The sequence below is a fragment of the Cardiobacterium sp. genome (assembly GCF_057314735.1).
Genome location: NZ_DBHKZK010000064.1, coordinates 1 through 26,900, shown reverse-complemented (window position 1 = coordinate 26,900; position 26,900 = coordinate 1). Strand labels below are relative to the sequence as shown.

Annotated in this window: 20 protein-coding genes and 3 pseudogenes; 7 read left to right on the top strand and 16 right to left on the bottom strand. The window is 56.4% G+C overall.

Translation table 11 applies throughout. The features are described from left to right. Nucleotides 1-137 precede the first annotated feature (137 nt). Nucleotides 138-2,924: an aminomethyl-transferring glycine dehydrogenase gene (gcvP, locus tag ACO54Z_RS09535; protein ID WP_485996794.1), complete on the bottom strand. Its 2,787-nt coding sequence runs from the start codon at nt 2,922-2,924 to the stop codon at nt 138-140. Between the two features lie 122 nt (nt 2,925-3,046). Beyond that, nucleotides 3,047-3,412 carry a glycine cleavage system protein GcvH gene (gcvH, locus tag ACO54Z_RS09530; protein ID WP_485996793.1) on the bottom strand — a complete coding sequence of 122 codons (366 nt, stop codon included), beginning with the start codon at nt 3,410-3,412 and terminating at the stop codon, nt 3,047-3,049. 116 nt (nt 3,413-3,528) lie between these two features. Between gcvH and ACO54Z_RS09525 the strand changes: the two genes are divergently transcribed. Beyond that, nucleotides 3,529-4,062, top strand: coding sequence for an adenylate kinase (locus tag ACO54Z_RS09525; protein ID WP_298080943.1), 534 nt, complete (start codon nt 3,529-3,531; stop codon nt 4,060-4,062). Between the two features lie 51 nt (nt 4,063-4,113). Here ACO54Z_RS09525 and ACO54Z_RS09520 read toward each other — a convergent pair whose 3' ends face one another. Together ACO54Z_RS09520 and ACO54Z_RS09515 are read right to left on the bottom strand one after the other, a co-directional pair. Beyond that, on the bottom strand, nt 4,114-4,704 hold the full coding sequence (locus ACO54Z_RS09520) for a MarC family protein (RefSeq protein ID WP_298080945.1): 591 nt from the start codon (nt 4,702-4,704) through the stop codon (nt 4,114-4,116). Between the two features lie 99 nt (nt 4,705-4,803). Beyond that, nucleotides 4,804-6,330, bottom strand: a complete 1,527-nt coding sequence (locus tag ACO54Z_RS09515; RefSeq protein WP_485996792.1) for an inorganic phosphate transporter — start codon at nt 6,328-6,330, stop codon at nt 4,804-4,806. Nucleotides 6,331-6,550: 220 nt separating this feature from the next. Between ACO54Z_RS09515 and ACO54Z_RS09510 the strand changes: the two genes are divergently transcribed. The 3 genes from ACO54Z_RS09510 to ACO54Z_RS09500 all read left to right on the top strand — a co-directional run bounded on the left by ACO54Z_RS09510 (nt 6,551) and on the right by ACO54Z_RS09500 (nt 9,138). After that, nucleotides 6,551-7,936: an MFS transporter gene (locus ACO54Z_RS09510; protein WP_485996791.1), complete on the top strand. Its 1,386-nt coding sequence runs from the start codon at nt 6,551-6,553 to the stop codon at nt 7,934-7,936. Between the two features lie 12 nt (nt 7,937-7,948). Beyond that, nucleotides 7,949-8,332, top strand: a complete 384-nt coding sequence (locus tag ACO54Z_RS09505; protein WP_485996790.1) for a hypothetical protein — start codon at nt 7,949-7,951, stop codon at nt 8,330-8,332. Nucleotides 8,333-8,610: 278 nt separating this feature from the next. Continuing rightward, entirely contained in the window at nt 8,611-9,138 is a 528-nt protein-coding gene (locus ACO54Z_RS09500) for a hypothetical protein (RefSeq protein ID WP_485996789.1), read from the top strand. A 109-nt stretch (nt 9,139-9,247) separates the two neighbouring features. On the opposite strand, the gene bfr (ACO54Z_RS09495) is transcribed toward ACO54Z_RS09500, so the two are convergent. The 7 genes from bfr (ACO54Z_RS09495) to ACO54Z_RS09465 form a co-directional block, all read right to left on the bottom strand. Further along, the gene (gene bfr / locus ACO54Z_RS09495) at nt 9,248-9,730 is read right to left on the bottom strand and encodes a bacterioferritin (RefSeq protein ID WP_485996788.1); all 483 of its coding nucleotides are present in this window, start codon (nt 9,728-9,730) and stop codon (nt 9,248-9,250) included. A gap of 9 nt (nt 9,731-9,739) precedes the next feature. Continuing rightward, on the bottom strand, nt 9,740-10,204 hold the full coding sequence (gene bfr, locus ACO54Z_RS09490; RefSeq protein WP_298080950.1) for a bacterioferritin: 465 nt from the start codon (nt 10,202-10,204) through the stop codon (nt 9,740-9,742). Nucleotides 10,205-10,685: 481 nt separating this feature from the next. Next, complete coding sequence (locus ACO54Z_RS09485) at nt 10,686-11,060, bottom strand: YqcC family protein (RefSeq protein WP_485996787.1); 375 nt, start codon at nt 11,058-11,060, stop codon at nt 10,686-10,688. Further along, entirely contained in the window at nt 11,057-12,283 is a 1,227-nt protein-coding gene (icd, locus tag ACO54Z_RS09480) for an isocitrate dehydrogenase (NADP(+)) (RefSeq protein ID WP_485996786.1), read from the bottom strand. The genes ACO54Z_RS09485 and icd overlap by 4 nt, the downstream gene beginning before the upstream one ends. 295 nt (nt 12,284-12,578) lie before the next feature. Then, nucleotides 12,579-13,037: an EVE domain-containing protein gene (locus ACO54Z_RS09475; RefSeq protein ID WP_485996785.1), complete on the bottom strand. Its 459-nt coding sequence runs from the start codon at nt 13,035-13,037 to the stop codon at nt 12,579-12,581. Between the two features lie 93 nt (nt 13,038-13,130). Next, complete coding sequence (locus ACO54Z_RS09470) at nt 13,131-13,763, bottom strand: Type 1 glutamine amidotransferase-like domain-containing protein (protein ID WP_485996796.1); 633 nt, start codon at nt 13,761-13,763, stop codon at nt 13,131-13,133. 121 nt (nt 13,764-13,884) lie between these two features. Then, nucleotides 13,885-14,631 (bottom strand): alpha/beta fold hydrolase, encoded by a 747-nt coding sequence (locus ACO54Z_RS09465; protein ID WP_485996795.1) that lies wholly within the window; start codon nt 14,629-14,631, stop codon nt 13,885-13,887. A gap of 558 nt (nt 14,632-15,189) precedes the next feature. Here ACO54Z_RS09465 and ACO54Z_RS09460 point away from each other — a divergent pair. After that, a complete protein-coding gene (locus ACO54Z_RS09460; RefSeq protein ID WP_485996784.1) occupies nt 15,190-16,407 on the top strand; it encodes a suppressor of fused domain protein in 1,218 nt (405 codons plus the stop codon). Between the two features lie 575 nt (nt 16,408-16,982). On the opposite strand, the pseudogene ACO54Z_RS09455 reads toward ACO54Z_RS09460, so the two are convergent. The 5 genes and pseudogenes from ACO54Z_RS09455 to ACO54Z_RS09435 all read right to left on the bottom strand — a co-directional run. After that, nucleotides 16,983-18,614, bottom strand: a pseudogene (locus tag ACO54Z_RS09455) (type III restriction endonuclease subunit R); the annotation flags it as partial. An 89-nt stretch (nt 18,615-18,703) separates the two neighbouring features. Further along, nucleotides 18,704-19,231, bottom strand: coding sequence for a DUF4411 family protein (locus ACO54Z_RS09450; RefSeq protein WP_485996783.1), 528 nt, complete (start codon nt 19,229-19,231; stop codon nt 18,704-18,706). Further along, complete coding sequence (locus ACO54Z_RS09445) at nt 19,231-20,367, bottom strand: ImmA/IrrE family metallo-endopeptidase (RefSeq protein WP_485996782.1); 1,137 nt, start codon at nt 20,365-20,367, stop codon at nt 19,231-19,233. The genes ACO54Z_RS09450 and ACO54Z_RS09445 overlap by 1 nt, the downstream gene beginning before the upstream one ends. Nucleotides 20,368-20,815: 448 nt before the next feature. Further along, nucleotides 20,816-23,011, bottom strand: a pseudogene (locus ACO54Z_RS09440) (SNF2-related protein); the annotation flags it as partial. Between the two features lie 78 nt (nt 23,012-23,089). Then, nucleotides 23,090-23,260, bottom strand: a pseudogene (locus tag ACO54Z_RS09435) (WYL domain-containing protein); the annotation flags it as partial. Between the two features lie 547 nt (nt 23,261-23,807). Between ACO54Z_RS09435 and ACO54Z_RS09430 the strand changes: the two are divergent. Then, nucleotides 23,808-24,518 carry a phospholipase D family protein gene (locus ACO54Z_RS09430; protein WP_485996781.1) on the top strand — a complete coding sequence of 237 codons (711 nt, stop codon included), beginning with the start codon at nt 23,808-23,810 and terminating at the stop codon, nt 24,516-24,518. A 74-nt stretch (nt 24,519-24,592) separates the two neighbouring features. Next, nucleotides 24,593-26,503, top strand: a complete 1,911-nt coding sequence (speA, locus tag ACO54Z_RS09425) for a biosynthetic arginine decarboxylase (protein ID WP_485996780.1) — start codon at nt 24,593-24,595, stop codon at nt 26,501-26,503. Nucleotides 26,504-26,900 lie beyond the last annotated feature (397 nt).

Sequence of the window (26,900 nt, the reverse complement as noted above, 5' to 3'; positions counted from 1 at the left end):
CGCGGCTTGTTTGCTGCCCCCACCCCGACCCTCCCCCACGGGGGAGGGGGTAGTTCGGCGGGCGACCGCAGAGCGAAGCCCGCAACGGGGCGGGTTTGAATTACAAACAGCCCCCAGGGCAGCGCCGCACACGGTCGTTACGCCTTCCGTGTCGCGTCCCACTCCAGCGGCAGGATGCAGCTACAGATGAGGTGGCGGTCACCGTAAACATTATCGACGCGGTTGACCGGGGTCAGGTATTTCGCCGGGTTCATGCCGTCCAGCGGGTAGATGGCGGTTTTGCGGTCGTAGCCACGGTTCCAGTCGCCGGTGAGGTCAGCCAAGGTATGCGGCGCGTTCACCAGCGGGTTGTCTTCGTGCGTCCATTCGCCGTTTTCGATGCGGCGGATTTCTTCGCGGATGGCGAGCATGGCATCGCAGAAGCGATCGAGTTCGGCGAGGCTTTCGCTTTCGGTCGGCTCGATCATCAGTGTACCGGGGACGGGGAAGCTCATGGTCGGCGCGTGGAAGCCGTAGTCCATCAGCCGTTTGGCGATGTCATCCACGCTGACGCCGGCGCTGTCCTTGAACGGGCGGACGTCGATGATGCATTCGTGCGCGACGTGGCCGTCGGCATCGCTGTACAGCACTTCGTAGGCACCGTTCGCCTTGAGCCGTTGGGTGATGTAGTTGGCGTTTAATATCGCGACCTGGCTCGCTTTTTTCAGGCCGTCCGCGCCCATCATCCGCAGGTACATCCACGGGATGACGTCCACCAGCGCGCTGCCCCACGGCGCGGCGCTGACGGCGAGGCCGCCGCGATGTTCGAGCGGGACGACGCTGTGGCCGGGCAGGAAGGGTTTGAGGTGTTCTTTGACAGCGATGGGGCCGACACCGGGGCCGCCGCCGCCGTGCGGGATGGCGAAGGTTTTGTGCAGGTTCAGGTGCGAGACGTCGGAGCCGTAGAGGCCGGGCGCGGCGAGACCGACTTGCGCGTTGAAGTTGGCGCCGTCAAGGTAAACCTGGCCGCCGTAGCCGTGGATGATGGCGCAGAGTTCGCGGATGTTGCGCTCAAAGATGCCGTGCGTCGAGGGGTAGGTGACCATGATGGCGGCGAGGCGGTCGGCGTGTTCTTCGGCTTTGAGGACGAGGTCGGCGATGTCGATGTCGCCGTCTTCGTCGCAGGCGACGATGACGACTTCCATGCCGGCAAGCGCCGCCGATGCCGGGTTGGTGCCGTGCGCAGACTGCGGGATGAGGCAGATGTTGCGCTGGCTGTCACCGCGGCTTTCGTGGTAGGCACGGATGGCGAGCAGGCCGGCGTATTCGCCCTGCGCGCCGGAATTTGGCTGCAGCGAAACGGCGTCGTAGCCGGTGGCTTCGGCGAGCATCGCTTCCAGCTCGTCAAACATCTCGCGGAAACCTTCCGCCTGTTCCAGCGGCGCGAAGGGGTGAATGTCGGTGAATTGCTTCCAGGTAACGGGCATCATCTCGCTGGCGGCGTTCAGCTTCATCGTGCAGGAACCAAGCGGAATCATGGTGCGGTCGAGCGCCAAATCCCAGTCGGCGAGTTTGCGCAGGTAACGCATCATTTCGGTCTCGCTGCGATGTTCTTTGAAGACCGGGTGCGTCAGGTACTGGCTGCTGCGTACGGCGAAGGCGGGCAGCATTGCCTGCGGTTTTTCGAGGGCAAATTCTTCGCTGCGTCCGGTGAAGATGGCGAGCAACAGTTTGACTTCCGCTTCGCTGCTCAGCTCGTCGAGGGAAACGCCGATGCTGCTGGCGTCAATGCGGCGCAGGTTGTAACCGGCATCGAGCGCGCGCTGCATGATGAGGTCGGCGCGCGTGCCGACGTCGATGTGCAGCGTGTCGAAGAAGTGTTCGTAAGTGAATTTGAAGTGGTGTTTTTCCAGGGTCAAAGCGAGCTGGGTGGCGAGCTGATGCACGCGCACGCCGATGGCGCGCAGCCCTTCCGCGCCGTGCCAGACGGCGTAGCAGCCGGACATGATGGCGAGCAAGGCTTGCGCGGTGCAGACATTACTGGTCGCCTTCTCGCGGCGGATATGCTGCTCGCGCGTTTGCAGGGCGAGGCGGTAGGCGGGTTTGCCGTGGCTATCGACGGATACGCCGACAAGGCGGCCGGGCATTGAGCGCTTGAAACTGTCGCGCGTTGCCATAAACGCCGCGTGCGGGCCGCCAAAACCAAGCGGTACGCCGAAGCGCTGCGCATTGCCGACGACGATGTCGGCGTTCCATTCGCCCGGCGGGGTGAGCACGGTCAAGGCGAGCAGGTCGGTGGCGACCACCAGCACCGCGCCGTTGGCATGGGCGATTTCGGCGAGACTGCGGTAATCGGCGACGTGGCCGTGGGTGTCCGGGTATTGCACCAAGACGCCAAAGTATTCGGTCTGCGGCAAATCGTTTTTGCAATCCACGACCGCGATTTCGATGTCCTGATAACCGGCGCGGGTTAATAGCACGTCAATCGTCTGCGGATGCACGCGCTGATCGACGAGGAAGACATTGGATTTCACCTTGCTTTGCCGCCGCGCGAGGGTCATCGCTTCCGCCGCCGCGGTTGCTTCATCGAGCAATGAGGCATTGGCAATTTCCATTGCCGTCAAATCGCAGACCATCGTCTGAAAATTCAATAAGGCTTCCAGACGTCCTTGTGAAATTTCCGGCTGATACGGCGTATAAGAGGTGTACCACGCCGGATTCTCCAGAATATTGCGCTGAATGACCGGCGGCACAATTGTGCCGTAATAGCCCTGACCAATCAGCGAACGGAAAACTTCATTCTTGTTGGCAATCTTCTGCAATGCCGCCAGCGCCTCACGTTCTGAAAGCGCGGCGGGCAATCGCATCTCCTTGCACCGGATATCCTGCGGCACGACCGCATCAATAAAATCATCGAGATTACTGAAACCCAAAAGTTTTAACATTTTCTCCTGTTCGGCGGGAGAAGGGCCAATATGGCGGGCAACAAAAGGCGCATGAACAGACACGACAAAATCCTCCACAAAAAAGCAAAAAGCGCCACTCGCGCGGCGCTACAAAAGGAAAATTATTTTTGGGCAAAAGCGCGATAGGCGGCCTCGTCCATCAAGCCATCCAGCTCCGCCACATCGGCGAGTTGCACCTTGTACACCCAGCCATCGGATTCCGGCGCGGTATTCATCAAACCGGGCTCATCGACCAAAGCCTGATTCACTTCCACCACCTCGCCGGATACCGGACTTTTTACTTCGCCGGCGGCTTTCACCGATTCAATCACCGCGGCTTCATCGCCAACCGCGACTTGCCGCCCGACTTCCGGCAATTCCACAAAAACAATATCGCCCAAGGCATCCTGGGCAAAATCGGTAATGCCCACCGTGCCGACAGAACCTTCGACGCGAATCCACTCATGATCTTCAGTAAATTTCAACATAAAACACCTCATAAAAAAACAGACAATGTGCAAAATGCCCCATTATTCTAACACAAGAAAAACACCCGGCCATGTGATAACCTACGCAACTTCACACACAAAACCAGGAAAAAACCATGAACATCATCCTGCTCGGCGCACCCGGCTCAGGCAAAGGCACCCAGGCAGCATTCCTCATTGAACAACACGGCCTCACCCACCTTTCCACCGGCGATATGCTGCGTGCTGAAATCGCCGCCGACAGCGAACTCGGTCGCCAGGCGAAAAGCATCATGGACAGCGGCGCGCTGGTCTCCGACGACATCGTCATTGCGATGATTGCCGCCCGCCTCGGCGACAACGGCGCGCTGTTTGACGGCTTCCCGCGCACCATCGCCCAGGCGGAAGCGCTGGACAAACTGCTCGCCGGGCGCGGCAGCCAGATTGACTGCGTCATCGAGCTGCAAGTGGATAACGAAGAAATCGTCAAACGGATGCTCGCCCGTGGCCGAAGCGACGACAATGAAGAAACCATCCGCAACCGTCTCAAAGTCTTTGAAGCACAGACCAAGCCGCTGATTGCCTATTACCAAGCGCAAGGCAAATTGCGCAGCATTGACGGCAGCGGCGAGCTGGACGCCATCCGCGCACGGATTGAAGCAGCGCTTTGATAGCGGTCGCCTGTCATGAAAAATCCCGCCATTGCGCGGGATTTTTTGTGGTCAATGTGCGAGGCGGGCGAAGGCATTAAGCAGCATCTGCACCGAGATACAGATCAGCACCATCCCCATCAGCCGCTCCATCGCTTTCAGGCCGCGATTGCCGAAGATGCGATAGAGGAAGGGCGAGGAGAGCAAAATGGCGGCGGTGGCACACCAGGCAATGAGCAGCGCGGGCAGGGTGTGGTGCAGGATGTCGCCGCTGTGGGCGCGCAACATCAGCGTCGCCAACAGCGACGGCCCGGCAAGCAGCGGGATGGCGAGCGGGACCAGCAGCGGTTCGCCTTCGTCTTCGTCGCCGCCCATGATGGAGCCGCCGCGCAGCGGGAAAATCATGCGGATGGCGATGATGAGCAGCACCAGTCCGCCCGCGATGGCGACGGCTTCCGGGGTGATGCCGAGCGCACGCAGCATCGCGGGGCCGGCAAAGAGGAAGAGCAGCATGACCACGAGCGCAATCAGCAGTTCGCGCAGGATGATGCGGCTGCGGCGGTGTTCGGCGACGGGTTTCAGGACAACGAGGAAGACCGGGACGTTGCCGAGCGGGTCCATGATGAAAAAGAGGGTGATGGCGGTCGCCCAGAGGGTTTCCATGGGGTTGCTCCGTTTGGGAATGAAAAAGCCACGGCAGGCGGCTTGGACTGGACGGGCGGTTGAGTGCCAACCGCCCCTGAGTGTGGCAAGAAAATTTTGCTAAAACACCGCGTTAAACAGCACGAACGCCAGCGCGGCGCACAGCCCGGCGGCGGGGACGGTAATCAGCCAGGCGAGCGCAATCGGCTTCATCAGCCGCCAGTTGGCGTTGCGGTTCACCAGGCCGATGCCGAGAATCGCGCCGACAAGGATATGCGTGCTGGAAACAGGCAGACCGAGCGAAGAAGCGAGCATGACGACAATGGCGGCGGCCAGCTCGGCGGTGAATCCCGCTGCCGGGCTCATCTCGGCGAGATGGGTGCCGACGGTGGCAATCACTTCGCGGCCAATGAACCACAGCCCCGCTACCAGCGCGACGCCGAAGGTTGCCATGGCGACGGTCGGCACCGGGATGGCACCGTCGCCGATGGCTTGATTCTTCAGCACGTCAATGATGGCGGCAAACGGGCCGATGGCGTTGGCGATGTCGTTCGAGCCGTGGCTGAAGGCAAAGCCGGAGGCAGTCACCACCTGCATCCAGCTAAAAAGGATATAAGTGGCACGATTGACCTCGCCGCTGCGGAAACGGCGGGCATAGCGGCGCACCACGAACCAGACGGTGGCGCTGACGGCGATGATGATGAGGCCGTATTGCGTGTCGGAAAGGCCAAGATTCAGATTTTTCAGCCCCTTAAACAGCAGCATGGAGGTAATCATCAGCGCGCCGAACATCGCAATCAGCGGAATCCACACCCGCAGCGCGCGTCGCGCCAGCACCTTTTCCGCCTCCGTGCCGGGGGCGTGCGCGCCGTCGTCCTCGCGCAGCATCATCATCGAATGAATCTGGCTGATGCGTTTGGTCATCGGCTGGTGGACGCGGGTGCGCAGACTTTTGACGCGGCGGGAATATGTGGCGTGGTCGGCGACGGTACCGTGCATCAGCACGTGTTTCTTGATTTGCCCATAGACAATCCACGCCATGATGCCGCCAAGCACCGGCGAAATCACCCACGACATACCAATCTGGCCGATTTTGTGCCAGTACACCAGCGAAAAGGCGGCGTTGCTGTGCTGGCTGATACCAAGCGCGACAGACGCGCCGACGATGCCGCCGATGATGGAATGAGTGGTGGAGACGGGCAGCCCCTTGTACGAGGCGAACAGCAGCCACAAGGCGGCGGCGATGAGCGCGCTCATCATCACGAAAACGAACTGCATCGGCTGGATGTCAATCGCCGACAAATCAACGATGCCCTTGCTGATGGTATCCGTCACCTCCTTGCCCGCAATCAGCGCGCCGCTGACCTCGAACAGGGCGGCGACAATCAGCGCCTGGGTAATGGAAAGCGTGCCGGCGCCGACGGAGGTGCCAAAAGAATTGGCGACGTCATTGCCGCCGATATTGAAGGCCATGAACAGGCCAAAAGCGCAGGCGAGGATGAAGACAAAAGGGTGATTGAAACCGGTATAACCCAGTCCCCACCACACAAACCAAGCTACCGTCGCCATAAAGACGGTAACCAAAAACAGGCTCATACCGGACTTGCCACCCTTCGCGGCAATCTCGGTCGTTGTCGGTTTTTGCATAAAAAAATCCAAAATTGCGGGACGCCTGCGACAACCATAAAAAAATGAACAAATCGCAAACGGGCGCAATTTTAGAACATTTGCCGAAGGCGCAAAAGGGAAAAACGGCACCCGCGCCAGCCATATAAAAAACCACGGAAAAGCGCCATCACGCCCGCGTCGCCATTGCCAAAAAAACAGAAAAAACGATAATGACCGTCCGCTTTTGCCAGACCCATTCATGAACACCACCGCCCCGCCCTCGCGCTGGCTTCCGCTGTTGATGGCCATCTCCATCTTCATGCAGATGCTGGATGCGACCATCTTGAACACCGCCCTGCCCGCCATCGCCGCCGACCTGCACGTCTCGCCGCTCAATATGCAGTCCGCCGTCATCTCCTACGCCCTCACCGTCGCCCTGCTCATCCCCGCCAGCGGCTACCTCGCCGACCGCTTCGGCACGCGCAAAACCTTCATCGTCGCGCTCGTCATCTTCATGCTCGGCTCGCTCCTCTGCGCGCTCGCCACCAGCCTGCCGATGCTCGTCGGCGCGCGCATCATTCAGGGCATGGGCGGCGCCATCATCATGCCGGTGCCGCGCCTGGCGCTGCTGAAAGTCTATGAAAAAAACCGGCTCATCAACGCCATCAATTACGCCATCATGCCCGCGCTCATCGGCCCCATCCTCGGCCCGCTGGTCGGCGGCTACCTCGTCCAGTACGCGAGCTGGCACTGGATTTTCCTCATCAATATCCCCTTCGGCATCATCGGCATCCTCTGTGCCATTCCCATCATGCCGGACGTCTATGGCGACACCCGCTTTGACGCCAGCGGCTTCGTGCTGATTGCCATCACCGCCACCGGGCTGACCCTCGCCCTGGAAATCGCCCCGCACGGCGGCGCCAACCTGCCGTGGGCGCTCTTGCTCGCGGTACTGTCGCTCGCCAGCGCCTTTGCCTACCTGCGCCACGCACGGTGCAGCGACCATCCGCTCTTTCCGGTAAGCCTCATTTTGGTGCGCACCTTCCGCATCGGCCTCACCGGCAACCTCGTCAGCCGCCTCGGCATCGGCGCCATGCCCTTCCTCATGCCGCTGCTGTATCAGGTCGCGTTCGGCTACAGCGCCAGCCTCTCCGGCTGGCTGATGACCCCGACCGTGGTCGGTGCCATCGTCGCCAAGCCTTTCGTCAAGCCGGTCATCGCCCGCTACGGCTACCGCCGCACCATCCTTGCCAATACCTGCCTGCTCGGCCTGCTGATGGCGGCAGTCGCCATCCCGCCGCAGCACACGCCCGTCTGGGTGTGGGTGGCGCTGCTTTTCGTCACCGGACTGGGCAACTCGCTGCAATTTACCGCGATGAACACGCTCTCCATCGCCGACCTGCGCCCCGACCAAAACAGCAGCGGCAACAGCCTGCTTTCGGTCAACCAGCAACTCTCCACCAGCTTCGGTATCGCCATCGGCGCGCTGCTGCTGAAAATATTCAGCCTGGACGGCATCAGCCACGGCGAGCTGCACACCGCCTTCCGCTACACCTTCATCGCCGTCGGCGGCATCACCTTCGCCTCCGCGCTCATTTTCTCCCGCCTGCACGACAGCGACGGCGCAGCGCTGCTGGAACGGTGACCGGAAAAAAACATGAGAAAAGCACGCCCCCACTACCTCGCCGCAGGCGCATTGCTCCTCGCAACCGCTGCCATCGTTATCGCTTACGGACAGATGAAAGCACGCACCACGGCGGAAACGCCCGCGCCGCCACCGCCCACGATGGAAGACGTGGCGGCGCTTTCCCGTGTCATGCACGGCGCCGCCGAGCAGCAGCCGCTGGACGCGCCCCAAGACGCCTACGGCAATCCCTACATCATTGGTAATTTGGGCGGCTATCCGGTCAATCTGCCGTCTTCAGTAGTCAGCCTGCTCGAATACGACGACTCCCCCGGTTGGGACAGGGAAAAACTGCGCAACTACCAGCCGCCAGTGCGCAACTACCAATCCATCATTAGACTTCCTTCCAAACCATAACTTGCACGACAACCCGATAAAATCCCAAACCTGCCGAGCTATTGTCTGCTGCCCCCACCCTAACCCTCCCCCACAGGGGGAGGGGACTCATTGACTGCAAAAATAGCAATGATTTCATGACCATCCATATGCGATACGGCAGCAGTTATTAGAATCTGCCGCATAACGGCTCCCTCCCCCGTGGGGGAGGGTTGGGGTGGGGGCAGGGATACAAATTCGAAAAAACGTATACCTTCGCCTGGTTTGGAAAGAGCTCTATTGATTCCTTTAGTTTCCGTATGCGCTACCGCGACCAAACCCTGCTGGATACCCGCAAAAACTACGCACAATACAAGCGGGAAATCGAGATGTTACCCAATCCCTGGATAAGAGTAGGCATTGCCAGCGGCACGCGCTACCACCAAGGCGAGCACGTCTGGGACCGCTATATAGCCAGCGACTTTGAACGCGGCTATTCCAGCGATTCCCCGGTCTATCAACGCGATGGCGATGACTATGAATTTGGCTTGGAGCGCTATATCGTCCCCGGCATCAACCCTGCCAATAACCTGCCCTGGCGCGAGAATCACAGTGCGGATGACGTGTTCGTCCACCGCGATGCGGCGGGACACGTCAATGCCTATATCCGCTGCTCCAACAACGCCGTGCCGCACCCGCCGTGCAGCCACTATTTCAGCGTCAGCGGCGACATGAAAGTAGATGCCAGTTTGCTCTATGACCGCCAGCTGTTGCCGGACTGGCAGAAGATTCAGCAGGCCGCCGATAGCGCCATTCATGGTTTTGTCGTCACGACGACCAGCCGCTGAAATACAAGTTGCGGTTTTATCGCCCCTGCCTGCCATCCCGCAAGACAGCGGCATCTGTCGCTCACAAAGAACCCCGCCGGAGCGGGGTTCTTTCTTGTGCGCGTTACGCTCAATGAGCGTCGCCACTGCCGACTGCCTGTTGCAGGTAGTTCGGCGTGCCAAGCGATGCCATCAGGTCTTGCTGCGTTTCCAGCCAGTCAATATATTCCTCAACATCATCGAGCAATTCCTTCACCAGGGTGCGCGAGACGAAATCGCGCTGTTCGCCCAGCAGTTTGACGGCGGCAACCAGATCGGCGTGTTGCGCCTCTGCCGCCTGTAAATCGCAGGCAATGGCTTCGGCAACCGTCTCGCCAATCAGCAGTTTGCCGAGGTCTTGCAGGTTGGGCAGCCCTTCCAGCAGGAAAATGCGGGCAATGAGCTTGTCGGCGTTTTTCATCGCGCGGATGGACTGCTTGTAGATGGTGTGGCCGAGGTCGTCATAGCCCCAGTTGTTCAGCATCCGCGCATGGAGGAAATACTGGTTGATAACGGTCAGCTCGTGCCGCAGCAGCCGGTTGAGGCTGGCGAGCACTTCCGGGGTAATTTGCATGGCGCCCCCTTAGAGCTGGCTTTGCAGGTAGTTGGCAAGCCCCATGTCTTCAATTTGGCGCAGTTGCTGTTCGAGCCAGTGCGCGTGGTCTTCCTCGGTATCTTTCAACTGGTCAATCAGCATATTGCGGGTGACGTAGTCCTGGTGCTTTTCGCAGAGGGCGATGCCTTTTTTCAGGGCGTCGCGCACCTTGTATTCCAGTTGCAGATCGTTTTCGATCATGGATTTCACGTCCGTGCCGATGTGTAGTGCTTCCGGCACCATGTTCGGCGTGCCTTCCAGCATGAGCACACGCTTGATCATCAGCGTGGCGTGCTCGGTTTCGTGCTGCATTTCGTGGTGGTTGGCCTCAAAGAGCTTGGTGTAGCCCCACTCGTCGTACATCCGCGCGTGGATGAAATACTGGTCGCGCGCGGCGAGTTCGCCAGCGGTGAGTTCGTTCAGATAAGCGATAACTTCGGCATTGCCTTTCATGGATTTTCTCCGGTTGAATTGATAAGGGGCGGCGAGTATCGCGGCGGTTTATAGCGGCGTCAAATTTTGTTTTGCTGCGGACGGGAATTTTTGCGGACGGTTTTTTAATTTGTTGTTGTCAAACGATTTTTTGTTGCGGCGGGGAGCTTTTATCATTTGATTTACTAATCAAGATTTCGCAGTTCAAATAGTAATACTTATTGAAATAACGTTTGTGCGCGGCCATTATGGCCCGGCGTACTTAAGAACCTATTCAAAATCCCGGTTATCCATACAAATTTGAATTGCTGCGCCGAATTGTCCCCCTCCCTTGCAGGGCGCGTAGCACCCGCAGCGGGCTTCGCCCTGCAGGGGAGGGGGAATTTCACCCGCAGACTCTAAACAGGTTCTGAGATTTTCGGTGGATGGCGATAGTCCCGCATTCAAAGCAACGCAACCCGCCCATAGCCCAAAGGAAACGCCACTTGCGTGGCGTTTTCCGTTAATGCCGCTGATAGCGGCGGCGGATGGCGTGCAGATGCTGCGGCGTGTCGGCATCGCCATTGACAAGCCCGTCCAATGCGCGCATCACCAGCAGTAGTCCGTCGGTGTTTGCCGCGCTGCCGCGCCACGCCTCCTCGGCAATCGGCAGCAGGCCGCTGCGCTCCGGCAGCGCCTGCTCGCGCGCCATCCAGGCGTGCATTTTCGGAATATAGACCCATTGCAGCCATTCGCTGAAGGTGAGCGTATCGACGCAAAACGGCTCGGTGCTGGCGAGTGCCGCCGCGTCCGGCGCGTCGCTGCCCCACCAGCCCGCGTCCAGCAGTGCCAGTTCAAGCGCGGCGAGCAGCTCCCGCATCTGTTCCAGTTCACTCATGCGAGATGCTCCAGCAGCGCGTCAGCAAAGGCGCTGGTGCTGACTTCGGTCGCGCCGTCCATCAGGCGGGCGAAGTCGTAGGTGACGGTTTTCGCGGCGATGGTCGCGGCATAGGCGCGGTTGATGCGTTCTGCCGCTTCAATCCAGCCGAGATGCTCCAGCATCATCACCCCGGAGAGCAGGAGCGAGCTGGGATTGGCGCGGTTTTTGCCCGCGTGTTTCGGCGCGCTGCCGTGCGTTGCTTCAAAAACGGCCAAACCCGCGCCGATGTTCGCGCCGGGGGCGATGCCGATGCCGCCGACCTGCGCCGCGAGCGCGTCGGAGAGGTAGTCGCCGTTCAGGTTCAGGGTGGCGATAACGTCATATTCCGCCGGGCGCAGCAGCATCATCTGGAACATCGCATCGGCAATACGATCCTTGATGACGATTTTGCCCGCAGGCGGCTCGCCGTCGCATTCATCCTCGCGCACCGTCTGGCCGGGGAAAAGCTCGCGCGCGACCTCGTAGCCCCATTCGCGGAACGCGCCTTCGGTATATTTCATGATGTTGCCCTTGTGGACGAGGGTCACGCTGCGCCGCCCGTGGGCGATGGCGTATTCAATCGCCATTTGAATCAGCCGCTTGCTGGCAAATGCGGAGACGGACTTGATGCCCAGCGCCGCGCCGTCGAAAAATTGCGCGCCCAGTTCGCGCCGCAGGAAGTCGGCCAGCTTGGCGTTTTCCGCGCTGCCCGCCGCGTATTCGATGCCCGCATAAACATCTTCGGTATTCTCGCGGAAGATGACGACATCAAGGTCGTCGGGGCGCAGCATCGGCGAGGGGACGCCCGCGTAATGACGCACCGGGCGGACGCAGGCATAGAGGTCAAGCGTCTGCCGCAGGGCGACATTGAGCGAGCGGAAACCGCCGCCCACCGGCGTGGTCAAAGGCCCCTTGATGGCGACGCGCAACTGGCGCAGTGCGGCGAGCGTGTCTGGCGGGAAAGCATCGCCGCCTTGCGCGGCAGCGGCTTCACCGAGCGGCAAATCACACCAGACGATGCGGCGGCGGTCGCCATAAGCGGCACGGACGGCGGCATCCCAGACGCGGCGCGACGCCTGCATGATTTCCGGGCCGATGCCGTCGCCGGCGATGCAGCCAATCCAGGGATGGTCCGGCACCTGCCATTGGCCGTTATGCCAGCCGATCAAAGCGCCGCCAGCGGGGAAAGTTTGCGTGGTCATGATGACACCTCCGGGTAGGTTGGGAATGCGGCAATATTAGCGCCAATCGGCGCGGGCGGGGCGTTTTCAGAACACATCGCCGTGAGCTTTGCAGGTTGGCTTAGGCGCTGTTTACAATTGGTCATAACATGATGATTTCATTCGCAGGTTTGGTTAAGGCCTGTTTACCATTCAGCCATAAACACGCCCAAGCCAATGCGGCTGCGTGGCGACGATTTTGTGAGCTACATCATTGGTTTGTAGGGTGTGTGCCGCAGGCACGCACGCGGACTGGATTGGGAACGTGCAAACTGCGTTAAAACAGGCTGGCTTGCTGTGGGTTTGGCGTGTGTGCGGGTGCATTTTCAGGCTGCCTGAGCATATAGTTTGTAACCCGGTTGAAAAAATCTTGCGAAATTTCAAAATGCCCGTAGCGCAGCAGGTTGGCGTATTGTTTCCATTCGCCATGCTGGCGGGCAATGTCTAGCGGACAATCGCGCACAATTTGGGCATACGCCACATTGCGGCGAAACGGGATAAAGGTTTCGCTCATCTGAAACGGATGGGCTCGGTCGTCCAGAATTTGCCCGAACGCGGTAAAGGCTTGCAGCTTTTCGTTGCCGTCCAAACGGATTTTGGGGCTGTAATACAGCAGCCAGTCGCCGCGTTTCATGCGGTTGAGCGGGGCGGCTTTGCCGTGGCAGACTTGGCAAAAGCCGCCTGCTACACCGCGTAAAACGTGTTCCTGGGAAACTGTGCCTATCCAATATTTCATGTTTGCTCCTGTGATTGAGTTTGCAGGCCGGGCATTGATGCCCGACGTTTTTTTAATTTGTTGGGGGTGTCGGGCATGAATGCCCGACCTACTTTACTGTTCCGCCCGCGCCACGCTTTTGACGGCAATGTTGTCTCCGTCCACCCAAATCGCTTCATGGTTGCTGATGGCTTTAATCTCGAACTGCCCGCCGTATTGCTCCGCCATTTTGTGCGCAGCTTTTTGAAACGGCGGATTGGTATAGTGGGGAACGGGATAGAAATCCACCAATCCCAACGCATCAAAACTTTGCAAATCGGGGGCTTTTTTCGGCGTGTCCATCAGGGCGGCGTATTCGATATTGTGCGCCGCCACCATTGCGCCCGCCGATTCGCCGATATAGAGCTTTCCCGCATGGACGGCGGCGGCAATCAACTTGTCCGCGCCCGTTCTTTTCATTTCCTGCAACAGGAAAAAGGTATTGCCGCCGCAGATATAAATCGCGTCGCTGTCTGCGATTTTGCGCTGAATTTCTGCTGCGTCGGCTTGGGTCAAATCCAGCTCGTCTACCACCATGCCCAGTTTTTCCAATGCCTTTTTTCCTGATTTCACGAAAAACGCCACTTTTTCCACGACGCTGGCGGCAGGAATAAATACCACGCGCTTGCCCGAAAGCTCGCCTGCACATTCGGGCAGGAGTGCCGCCACTTCTTTGAAGTAAGAGGAGAGAAACAGTTTTTTGTGCATTTTATTTGCCTCGCTTTTCTGATTAAAGATTGGGGCTGTACCAGTTTGCAGGTCGGGCATTGATGCCCGACGTTTTTTTAATTTTCCGGGATTTGTCGGGCATGAATGCCCGACCTACTCACTACGCCAGTTGGTAAAACACTTTCATCGCCGCCCACAAAATATCGGGCTGTTCTTTTATCACTTCGTGCGCGGCAAACGGCACGTTCATCAGATGCGCGGCGGGCAGGACTTGGCGCAAGCCGTTCAGGACTGCGGCGGAGAGCAGGAAATCGTCTTCGCCGCGCACCGCCAGCACGGGGGCTTTGATGTTGGCGGTGTTTTCATTCGGGAACCCCGCCGCCGTGTCGTCCGTCCACAGGCGGCGCAGGTCGGCAACCAGCGCGTCCAAATCGGGGCGGGGGTTGTGTTTTTGGTAGGCGGCGACCTGTTCGGGCATCTGCTCGCGCACATCGGCAACGGTGAGGCTTGCCATCATTTCGCGCGGGGTGTCGCGGCTGTGCCATTGCGCGCCGACGGTCAGCACGGACTGCACGCGGGCATCGGCGGCAGCGATACGGTAGGCGGTTACACCGCCGTCACTGAATCCGAACAGGTGAAACTGGCGCAGCCCGACGGCTTCGATAATCTGCCGCGCATCGTCGGCGGTTTGGGCGTAAGTCAGCGGCACGTCGCCGCGCGTGGAGCGTCCGTGTCCGCGCGTGTCAATGGCGAGGGTGCGGAAATGCGCTTGCAGGCGGGGCAGCAGCGGGGCGAAATCCTCCGCCGAACCGAGTCCGCCATGCAGCAGGACGATGGCGGGCGCGTCGGCTTTGCCACCGAGTTGGTAGGACAATTTGGCGTTTTGGTAATGCAGGGTTGCGGTCATGGTATTGCTCCTGTTTGACGGGGAAGCGGCGCGGTTCGGCGCGGCAAGGACGGGGTGCGCCAATGCGGATAAAACGGCAGCAGTTTTGAGCAGGGTGCGGCGGGTAGCGGTCATCGGGTTTCCTGGGTTGCGGCTGGATAGGGCGATTATGGCAGACGGGTGTGTCAGATACTGTCAGCAAGGTTGCAGGCGGAGCGGTAAACGCCCTCACCATTTACATACACCTGAGCGCTCAAGGTGTATGTAAACTGTCCAGCAGCGCGGCGGCGCACACCCCGCCAGGCACAAGGCGCAGCACACGCTGCAAAAAAAGCGGAAACGCATCATAATCCCCAATGCTGAAAAAGAAGGCCGGATTATAGACAGCCCGGTTGCTGCCATGTGTGCAAAAGTTTCAACCCGTTTATATATAGCGATACTCACAAAGTTCTGTACAAGGCGCGCCGCCGAAGACAGTATCTGGAATACGGCGAGGCGGCGCAACGCCGTACAGGGCTTTGTGGGGATTGCTATAATTGCGCCTGAATAATTCCATCCCCTTATACAAAAGGAATAACCATGAACCTGATTGACCGCTATTTGCAATGGCTCACAGAACACGAGCTGGAAAGCTATGCCTATCCTCCCGCTACCCCGGAAACCATTGCCGCATTTGAAACCGCGCATGACATTACCCTGCCGGAAACCCTGCGCGAACTCTATCTGCGTCTGGGCGGACAAGAAAGCGAAATCCTGAATGCCATTCCCTACCGCCTCGTGCCATTGGCGGAAATTGCCCCGGTACAGGCACGGTTACAGGCACAAGTACAACAAACCTTCGGCGCGGAATGGGCGAAAGTCCGGCTGAATGAATTTGAAGACGGCGATGCCGTGCAAAACATCCTCTTTCACGAAAAGCGATTGCCCATCTTCCAGAATGACAACGACGATTACTATTGCCTCGATTTTGCCCCGGCGGATGCGGGCAAAAGTGGACAAATAATCGCCGTGCGCGGCGAGCCCGATGGCGAAAGTGCAGACCTGTTACTGATGTTTGCAAACATTGATGCCTGTCTGGAAGACATCATCGAAGATTTAAGCAATGAAAACCTGCAAGACATGGAATCCTTTTTCGCCCATACCGGCGAAACGCTGGATAATGCGGGCGAATATCCGGAAAGCGATACCGTCGATTTATACGACGAAGAAATTGCCGCGCATATTGAACAAACGGCGGGCGCCATTGACGGCGTATTGCATGACCTGTCGCCGGAGCCGCTGCGCGTGCATCTCTACCATGTGGCGGCGGCATCGCCGCCCTGCCAACTGCTGATTACCAGCGGCATGAGCAGCCTGCCGATGCCCTTCCCGGACGGAGAGGAGCGCCGGGCGGAACTGGTAATGGCGCTGCCACCGGAGTGGGACGTGCAGGCAGAAGACGCCGCCAGCGCCTGGCCGGCGCAGTGGCTGCGCATCCTGGCGCGGTTGCCGCACGAACAGCAGGCCTGGCTGGACTACGGCCATACCGTGACCTTCAACGAAGATGCGACACAAACCCTGCCGGGGACGCCATTCACCGCCTTGCTGGTACTGCCGCCGCGCGGCCTGCCGCCCGCCTTTGCCGAAATGGAAACCGGCGACGGCGAAACCGTCCGCTTCTACGCGCTGATGCCGCTCTACCCGGCGGAATTTGCCCTGAAAGAACGCGAGGGGATTGAAGCGCTGCTGGCACGGTTTGACGAATGCGGCATTGATATCCGCGTCAATCCGGCGCGAGCGGATTGCGCCGCGTCGTAGCGGTGGCTGTACAGAAAAATCCCCGCCTGCATGGCGGGGATTTTCGGGAATATTGGACAAAAAGGAGCTGAGAATCGCTGCACAAGGCTTTAAGTGGAGTCAAATTGTTGGGCTACGCTCGTACCTCACTAACCCAACCCACGAACAAAATCATCGTAATTATGACCAATTGTAAACAGCATCTAGCGCTAAAGTAGAGCATCAAGGAAGGCTTTCAAAGAGCCTTGCAGGCATAGTTTGAATAGTATGAGAGCTTTCTCAACAAGCGGATGGTCAACGAAGAAAGGGAGAATCGCACTACACCGCATAAGAAACTGAGAAGCGCGTATCTGAGCCTGAAACTTTACCTTCGAGGCGCATCCTGCTTTGAGCATCCATAACGCCACTAATCTGTTAGATGGACGGTTTGCCGATTTAAAGCGCAAGTTGGGGTGTCATCACGGGGTGAGAAAGATGAATAATGTAAGGTTTATAAAGAATTATTTCTTACAGCCAAAAGGTGAATAGCTCCTTTTTTGTCCCGTAAACGCGAAGTTCTCCAAAACAGCTCTTTTTGTCCAATATGTCTGAATAGCCTATGCGTTGCTGTCAGCCTGCCACGCAAACCGTAGGAAATCACGCAAGCGCAGCGCTTCCGTAATTTCATCGTGCGGAATCAGCAAATAGTGCCACGGCTTGCCGCCGGCACTGGCGGTATAGCCGCTTGCCTGCCCGCACCAGCGCGCGGCGGCCGCCGCTTTCGCCTGCACCTCGCCGCTCGCCAGCTCGGCGCGCTTTTTCGTCTCGACCATCAAAATGGCGCCGTCCGTTTCCGCGACGAAATCGGGAATGTATTCCGGTTGTTCCGTGCCAGACGGGTAATAAATCTGAAATTGACCCTTGACCGGGCGGAACCACTTTTGCGCATCGCGCTCCAGGATGACGGCAAAGCGCCGCTCGGTATCGGAATGGAATTTTTGCAGCGGGTACAGGCATTTTTGAAAACCGTTAAACAGCATGCTCTTGATGCAGCTGACGTCCGCGACTGTTTCGCGGAAATGGTGCGGCTGGCCCGCCGTCGCGGTGAAGTTGCAAGGCTTGAGCGCGGTAAAGCCACGGCTGACCCGCACCTCAAATCCCGCCGCTTCTGCAAAGAAATGCGCCTGCATTTGTGCGTGGATTTCCCCGGCGATGAGCTTGGCTTGCCCTTGCAGCACGCTGATGACCTCATCTTCCGCCAGATAACTGCGCAGGTGTTGCACCATCTGCCCCGCCAGTTCGTACAGCAGTGCCGACTGGGTGAAATAGTCAATGTCGTCGTAATCCACCAGGGCGTGGACGATGTAATCCTCTGCGCGCTGTTCCTTCAGGCCGCTTTCTGCCGCCAGGGTGACACGCTCATGTGTGCGCAAGGCCTGACCGACGATTTCATGTGCGCCCGGTTGCAAGTGCAACCCGCTGACGTCCAAGGTGAAAGGACGAAAGCCCGTCGTAACCTCGCCTGTCGGCACGACGCTAATGCGCGGAATATCAATCGTCTGCTGCGCGACGGTTTCTGCCGTCGCCGCTACCACTGCCGCCACATCCAGCACCACATCGGGCAGCAACTCGCCCTGTTTGGGCTGCAAGCGCGCCGCCACTTCCGCCTGAATTGCCGCCTGTACTTCGGGCTGGCGTAGCGCGTCGCTGGTCGGCAACAAATCGCGCCGGGTTTCGTATTCCTGGATGACCTCCAGCGCCACCCGTGCCACCGCTTTTTCCGCTTCGCTGGTGAAAGGCGATGCCGACGCGCCATCACCCGCCAACCCCAGCCGCGCTTCCACATTGGATACCACCTGCACGCTGACCTTTTTATCGTCAGCGGAAGGCGCGTCCAGAATGATTTTTTCCAGCCGGAGCGGCGAATCGCCACGGTTCGCCTCGTCAATAATTTCCTGAAACTTGTCGTGGGCGACGATATGCAACCAATCTACCGCCTTCACCCCGGTGCGCTTGCCGTAGGGCAGGCGCAGGCCGCGCCCGATACTCTGCTCCACCAGCGTGCGCGCGTTGGCGGCACGCAGCGGCACGATGGTGTAGAGGTTGGTTACGTCCCAGCCTTCCTTTAACATATTGACGTGAATGACGATTTCCGTCGACTCGTCGCGGCTTTCCACCGCGAGCAGGCGGGCGACCATCTCCTCCTCGTCCTTGCCGCTCTTGCTCGAATCGACCTGAATCACCTTGCCTATCTACATAACATTCCACTAATAAATTTCTTTTGAACTTATTGAGGTATAGATAGGAAATAAAACTCTAATTTAATATAATAATTCTATTAAAGCCTGAATCCAATCTCTTTAAAGAAACTATTCATTGTAATACATCTAACTCCAAAATCTTCCGCAATATCAGGTATTTTCACATAACCACTAGGTTTTGCAGAATTTAGATTTGGATTTTTTCTTTCATCACTAACAATGGTTAAACTTTCTTTTTTGGCAATAGCAATAAGCCAGCCATCTGCGATCTTCTCATGTAACCAACTTCGTGGTTCAATTAATGCCCTATCACTATAACAAGGGTGTTTTGCGATATGTTGGATAACTTCACCCCATATTTCAGCATATTTTTTATGGTTTAAAAAATTACCTGTGAATTTTTTATCTATCCATGTTTTAAATTCATCACCTTTAGTAACCTCATCAGCTACAACTTTCGGGAAAACAATTTTTTCATTCATTAGCTTTTCAAACAAATCCCAAAAACTTGGAAAATATTCAAAACGATAATAACGGTCATAGAAATTAATGTAAATATTTGTGTCTAGCAAATATTTATCGTCTTCCTTAAATAACAAGGCCATTATTCACCATCCCTTAAAGCCGCATATCCCTTAAAACTAACACCAATAATACGAAAAGCGTCAGTATAAGAAATTTTATTTTGCTGCAAAGCTTGCTGCACATAATTGAAAAATTTTTTATCTATTCTGAATGACAAGTTGTTGTTATAATTGCCACCACCTTGAGATGAAATATTCTTTTTTTGCATTTGTTGATATTTCTTCGTGAGCTCCTCCGCTTTCTCAAGATAAACTGTTTTATCAACATAACCTAGATCATATAGTCGTCTTATAATAACAAACTCACTTACACAAAAGTTTTTTGCGAGAATTTGAGTTTTATTTTCAATATTTTCAGAATCTGCAAATTGACATATGTTTTTAATAAATTCTTCTGCAGGCACTAAAAATTCTGCAGTTACCTTATTTACAAAGGATTCTGTCTTATTATATTTATAATCTCCAGCATCTATTTCTGTAAATATTTCATCTGTTCCTATAAATAAATGCACCAGTTCATGTATTAATGTAAATATTTTCCCATTTATAGACTCGTCTCTTTGATTAATAAAGATAATAGGAGCCTTGTCGTCAGTTAATACAAAACCGCGAAACTCTTCTAAGCTTAACGGTCTATGTGTATTATCTCCTACCTTTCCATTGAAAAATATAAATACCCCAAGATTACTGATTTTTTCTTTTAAAAAATTTAATATTTTTTCTCTTGGGATGTCTTTGTAAAAATTCTTTTCTACTTGGAGTTTTTTACGAATCTCCATTGCCACTGACAATATATCATCATTAATAGAAAAAGATTTGATAAAATCTAGTGTAAAATCTATTTCTTCACGTAAAAAATCCTGTTTTGTTTCCATTTCAACAATAGTATCACGTAATTCTTCACTTATTGTATTAATGCGAATGGAATCAAGGGTTCTAAAATCCAATTTGGTATTTTTTATTTCAACCGGTCTGTCCAACATTAATAATCCTGTTGGAATATTTAACTTCCTTGCAATATCAGAAACTTGTCCAAAAGTCGGCTGTTTATTTCCGCTCATAAATAATTTTATATCCTTTATATCTTTCTGCAATTCATCCAATGACTTTCTTGAATTCTTGATATAAAAATCAAGCGTTTCACTGCTAATATTCATAAATTTATATTTCCTGAAAATCATTTATAATATTTGGGAAATACCTTGATATAAACAAATTATTCATATTGTTACCGGCCAATGAAGTATTGTCTCTATAAAATAATTATATTTTGGTGATTTCCCAAAATATACTTTGGTTAAAGGATGAAAATATTTTTCAACCATTACTTACCTACCAATGCTGTAGCTTGCTGAATCTGAAAATTCTGTTTTCCCATAGAAAAGGGAGGAGAAAAGTAAAAAATGATAAAGCACACTATTTTATACCATCTATATTTTAACCTGACACAGCAATTATATACGTGCTGTTTTAATTTTTTCCAATAGCATAAACAGCTTTTTGTTTATTTTACAGTATTCATCTTCTAAATAGTGTCTTTTAGCCAATACCGTTTATTCCCTATTCTAAGGAGAAGTGCCAATTATAAGCCAGCCACTTTGACAGCGCGGCGGCAAGGCGGCGGTTTTTGGCTTGTGCGAGCGTCCATTGCGCCAGCGGATGGGTAATGCGGTAGAGGTGGGCGTCGCCCGTGCGGCGTGGCAGTTCGTAGCGTCCTAGGGCGATGCCGTCCGTGATGCCGGGCGGTATTTGCTGCAGGGTGAAGCCGTCTTTATCGAAGCGGGCGCGGCCGCCCAGTTCGGCACGGCTGATGTCAAGCAGCATCCGTTCGTAGCGGCTGCGGCTGTCGGCGGCGCTGATGCGCAGTTTTTCTTGTACTTTTTCGTCGAAGTTTTCCAGCACGATTTGCCTGGTTTTGTGCATGGCTTCGTTGATTTCGCCGGCGAGGTCTTGTCGCAGCCGGGCGAAGCTCGCCTCGATTTCTTTGGGGGTGCGGCAGCTGCGGTAGATGTCGGCGATGCGCCGCTCAAAGTCCACACCGGAGCCAATCGCCCCCAGCACTTCGTCGCTGGCGCCGAAGACGCCTTCAAAGAGTTGGAATTTTTGGGCGAGCAGTTCGTACACGCGCGCGTCCGCTTCGTTGGAGAGGTCAACGAAGTTCACCACGACGACGTCGTGTTTTTGCCCGTAGCGGTGGCAGCGGCCGATGCGCTGTTCGATGCGCTGCGGGTTCCAGGGCAGGTCGTAGTTGATGACCAGCGAGCAGAATTGCAGGTTGATGCCTTCTGCGCCCGCTTCGGTGGCAATCATGATTTTGCCGCGTTCTTTGAAGTGCTCCACCAGCGCGGCGCGGGTGTCGGCGGTTTTGGAGCCGGTGATGCGGTCGCTGCCGGCATGGCGCTTGAGCCAGTCTTTGTAGATGCTTTGTGCGCGGGCGTCGCTGTTGCTGCCGTTAAAGAGGACGATGCCGTCGCCGTAGGGGGTGTGTTCCAGCAGTTCGAGCAGGTAGTCCTGGGTGCGGCGTGATTCGGTGAAGATGATGGCTTTTTTTGCAGCTCCTAAGCGTTCGAGTTCGGCGAAGGCTTTGTCGAGCGCGGCGCAGAGTTTTTGTCCTTTGCCGTCGTTGCGGATGTTGTCGGCAAGCGCCTTGTAGCGCTTGAGTTCGGCGATTTCGGCGGCGATGACGTCGTGTTCGCTTGTGGGCGCGGCTTCGCCTTCGTCATCGTCCCATTCGTCGGCGGTATCGGCAAGGCTTTCGTAGTCTTCGTTGAGGCTTTGCGCGAGCGCGTCGCTGTTGCCGCTGTCGAGCAGGGTTTGCAGGCGCTCTGCCATGGTCGCCAGCGCCCCGGCAATGGCGCGGCTGGATGAGGCGAGCAGTTTCCACAAAACGAGCGAGATGAGTTGCCGCTGGCCTTCGGGCAGCGCTTGCAGGTTGGGGCGGCGCAGGTAGTCGGCGACGAGGCGCGAGAGTTCGCGTTCTTCAGCCGTCGGCGTGAACTCCTGCACGATGGCGCGGCGCGCGGTGTAGGAGACGTAGGGCTGCACTTGCTGGCGCAGGGTGCGTTTGCACACGGGGGCGAGGCGGGCGCGCAGGGCATTGTGGTTTGCTCGGTTGGTGAATTGGCTGCGGAAGCTGTCAAGGTCGCCAAATACGCGGTCGTCAATGATGCTGACCAGGCCGTAGAGTTCGAGCAGGGTGTTTTGCAGCGGGGTGGCGGTGAGCAGGACTTTGGCGTGGACGTGGGTCATCGCCTCTTTGAGGGTGCGGGCGGTGATGTTGCCGCTTTTGTAAACGTTGCGCAGGCGGTGCGCTTCGTCCAGCACCGCCAGATCCCAATGGATGCGCTGGATGTCGTCCGCCTTGCTTTTCGCAAACTGGTAGGAGCAGATGATGATGTTTTCTTGGTTGAAGGGGTTGGCTTGGCTTTTGCGCAGGGCGTTGTAGTTTTTGCTTTCGAGGATGATGCTGCCGAGGCCGAATTTGTCCTGTAATTCTTGGTGCCACTGTTTGCGCAGGTTGGCGGGGGTGATGATGAGGATTTTGCGCCGCCGCTCGGCGCGGCGTTGTGCGATGACCAGCCCAGCTTCGATGGTTTTGCCGAGGCCAACTTCATCGGCAAGGATGACGCCGCGTGAGAGGGGATTGCGGCAGGCAAAGAGTGCGGCATCGACTTGGTGCGGGTTGAGATCCACTTGCGCATCGACCAGGGTCGCGGCGAGTGATTCGATGCTGTCGCTGGCGGCGCGCCGGGTGAGTTGCCAGGCGAGGTATTGGCTTTGTTGCGGGGTGATGGGGTGCATGGGGGCTCCTTTAGGCGTGTTGTGGCGGCTGGTATCCAGGCGCGAGAGCGGCGTTTTCCACGCCGTAAAGCGTCAGCGGGTCGGCGTTTCGATGCGGGTGATGACAAAATCACGGAAGGCATTGCGCTTTCGGTCGTAGGCGTGAACGTGACAGCGCAGGCCGGTATTGCTCCCAGCAAAAGGGATAATGACGCATTCCGTTTCGCCGCTGCTTGTCGAGTAATGGCGGATGGCAAGCGGGCGTTTCGCAGGATAACACGGCACCCGCTCGCCGCCTGTGGGCATTTTTTGCAGGCGGCAAACCTAACAAACACTGCTACACTATGTCGTATATCGCAATCCTCACAAAGCCCTGTACGGTGTTGTCCGCCTCGCCGTACTAGGGGCTGTTTACAATTTAGGCCTCCCTCCTCCGCAGGGCGAACCCCGCAGCGGTCGGGCTCCGTGCGTAGGGTGTGTGGCGGCGTAGCCGACACGCACGCGGGAATTTGACATCGGCAAACGCGTGCGTGCCTGCGGCACACACCCTACAAACTAATGGTGTAGCTCACAAAATCGTCGCCACGCAACCGCATTGGATTGGGCGTGTTTACGGCTGAATGGTAAACAGGTCTTAACCAAACCTGCTAATGAAATCATCATGTTATGGTCAATTGTAAACAGTGCCTAATCTGTACTGCCTTCGGCGGCGCGTCTTGTACAGAACTTTGTGAGTATCGCTATATCATCCCCTCATGATTGCGCGACTGCAACGCGCACAAGCAGAAATACCAATGCACATTGCAAGGGAAAAACGATGCCCAAATTCCTCAACACCAGCGCCACAACCTATTACCTTGAAAAACTCATCAAAAACAGCCGTGAACGCCTTTGGCTGATTAACCCCTATCTCAAACTGAATGACCGCATCAAGGAATTGCTTGAAGACAAAGACCGGTTGAAAATTGACGTGCGCATTGTCTATGGCAAAAGCGAACTTCAGCCCGCCGAAGTGAACTGGCTGAAAAACCTGCATTACATCCGCACTAGTTATTGCCATAACCTGCACGCCAAATGCTATATCAGCGAAAGTGCCTGCATTATCACCAGCCTGAATCTCTACGAATTCAGCCAGGTCAATAACAACGAAATGGGTGTCTATATTGAACGCGACGATGGCGCGCTCTATCAGGATGCTTATGCCGAAGCGCAACGCATCATCCGCATCAGCGATGAGGTCAAAATTTCGCTTGATGTCGTGGAGAAAAGCGAAAAAACGGAGCAGGCAGAAAATCATGTGCCCGAAGAACACGCCAAAAAATATAGCGGATTGAGTACCTCCAAACTGGCTGAAAAATATGGCATCAGTACCAAAGAATGCAATCAAAAACTCTGCACTCTCGGCTTGCAGGAACAACAGGAAAAAGGTTACGACCTCACCGAAAAGGGCAAAGAAATCGGCGGCGTGATACGCAAAAACCGCTTTGGCGCAATCTTTATCGTCTGGCCGGAAGACCTGACCCTTTGACCCTCCCGTTTACATACACCTGAGCGCTCAACCTGTATGTAAATTCCCTCCCATACAAACCCAAGGAACTCACATTGAACGCAAAAACAGACTGGAGCATTGCTGACGCCGACGAACTCTACCGCATCAGCGGCTGGGGCGCGGGCTACTTCCGCCTGAACGACGCCGGCAACCTTGTTATCTGCGCGCCGCTTGCAAGCGGCAAAAGCGCTGAAATCGCCATGCTTGACCTCATCGAAGGCATGGAAGTACGCGGCAAAACCATGCCCGTGATGCTGCGTGTGCAAAACATCCTCGAAAACCAGATCCGCCTCATCAACGAAAGCTTCGCCAAGGCCATCGCGAGCAGCCATTACCGGGGCAAATACCGGGGCGTGTTCCCCATCAAGGTGAACCAGCAGGCGCAAGTGATTGAAGACATCGTCCGCTTCGGCAAACCCTGGCAGCACGGCCTCGAAGCCGGCTCCAAAGCCGAACTCATGATTGCCCTCTCCATGCTGACCGAGCCCGGCCCCCTCATCGTCTGCAACGGCTACAAAGACCGCGAATTCGTCGAACTCGGCCTCGGCATGACCAAACTCGGCTTCCAGGTCATCTTCGTCATCGAAACCCCGGCAGAACTGCCTATCATCGTCGAAAGCTCGCAGGCGATGGGCGTGCGCCCCGTTATCGGCGTGCGCGCCAAACTCTTCTCGCACGTCTCCGGCCACTGGAACGCCACCAGCGGCGACCGCTCCATGTTCGGCCTGAACGCCAGCCAGCTCGTCGGCGTCATCGATGGCCTGAAAGCGGCGGGAATGCTCGACTGCCTGCAATTCCTGCACTACCACCTCGGCTCGCAAATCCCGAACATCCGCGACATCCGCACCGGCGTGCGCGAAGCCTGCCGCTACTACGTCGAACTCGTCGAAGAAGGCGCACCGATGCGCTTCCTTGACCTCGGCGGCGGCCTCGCGGTGGACTACGACGGCAGCCGCACCTCCGCCATCCACTCGCGCAACTACACCCTCGAAGAATACTGCGTGGACGTGGTTGAAACCATCCAGGCGGTGATGGACGAAAAAGGCATCGAACACCCGACCATCGTCACCGAATCGGGCCGTTCCACCGTTGCCTACTCCACCGTCCTCATGTTCAACATCCTGGACGTGACCGGCTACACCGACGCCCGCCTGCCCGCCGACAACAACGAAGACAACGAACTCGTGCACAACCTCATGGAAAGCTACCGCATGCTTTCGGACAAAACCGTGCAGGAATGCTTCAACGACGCCGTGTACTACCGCGACGAAGCGCGCGACGGCTTCATGCGCGGCCAGCTTGACCTGCGCACCCGCTCCCGCGTCGAACAAATCTTCATGGTCATCATGGCCGAAGTGCAGAAAATCGCCGAGCGCAACCCGGACGCCCTCTCCGAACCGGAAGTGCTGAAAACCATGCTCGCCGACATCTACTACGGCAACTTCAGCGTCTTCCAGTCGCTGCCGGACGCCTGGGCGATTGACCAAATCTTCCCGGTGGTACCGCTGCACCGCCATCTGGAACGGCCAACGCGCAACAGCATCATCGCCGACATGACCTGCGACAGCGACGGCAAAATCGACCGCTTCCCGGAAAACGGCGAAGTCAGCCGCGCCCTGCCGCTGCACGAAATCCGCGAAGGCGAAGAGTATTACCTCGGCGCCTTCCTCGTCGGTGCCTATCAGGAAACCCTCGGCGACCTGCACAACCTGCTCGGCGACACCCACGTTGTCTCGGTGTACATCAACGAAGACGGCAGCTTTGATTTTGTCGGCGAAGTCGAAGGCGACTCGGTAGCGGACGTGCTGAGCTACGTCGAATACCAGCCGAACAACCTCCTCGCCCAGTTCCGCCAAACGGCCGAACGCGCGGTACGCAACGGCACCATCAGCGCCGCCGAACGGCAGCATCTGGTAAACGCCTTTGAGGCAGGCCTGCGCGGCTACACCTATTACGAACAATAACCGCCCTGCCATAAAGAAAGCCCGCTATTAAAGCGGGCTTTTAAATTGTCGGTAGTTATCGCCATCCATCGAAAGCCTCATACGGTGGATGACTATATTCACTACACCGCTCACCCCCTCCCCATTCAAAATGCGGCCGCCTTTTGTATGGGAACCCGCCCGCTGCAGGCTTCGCCCTGCGGGGGAGGGGGATTTTTCAATGGTAAACAGCCTTTAAGAGCCTGTTTAGAGTCTGGGAATACCTGTTTTCTTGTGTGAACGGGAGCAGGTAAAACCGCCGATATACTCCCTCTCCCTGTGGGACAAGCATTGCTCGCGTAGCGAGAGAGGGCTGGGGTGAGGGCAGCAAATAATTGAAAAAGCAGAATTTCGGTTTATCGATAATATCGCTACCCCC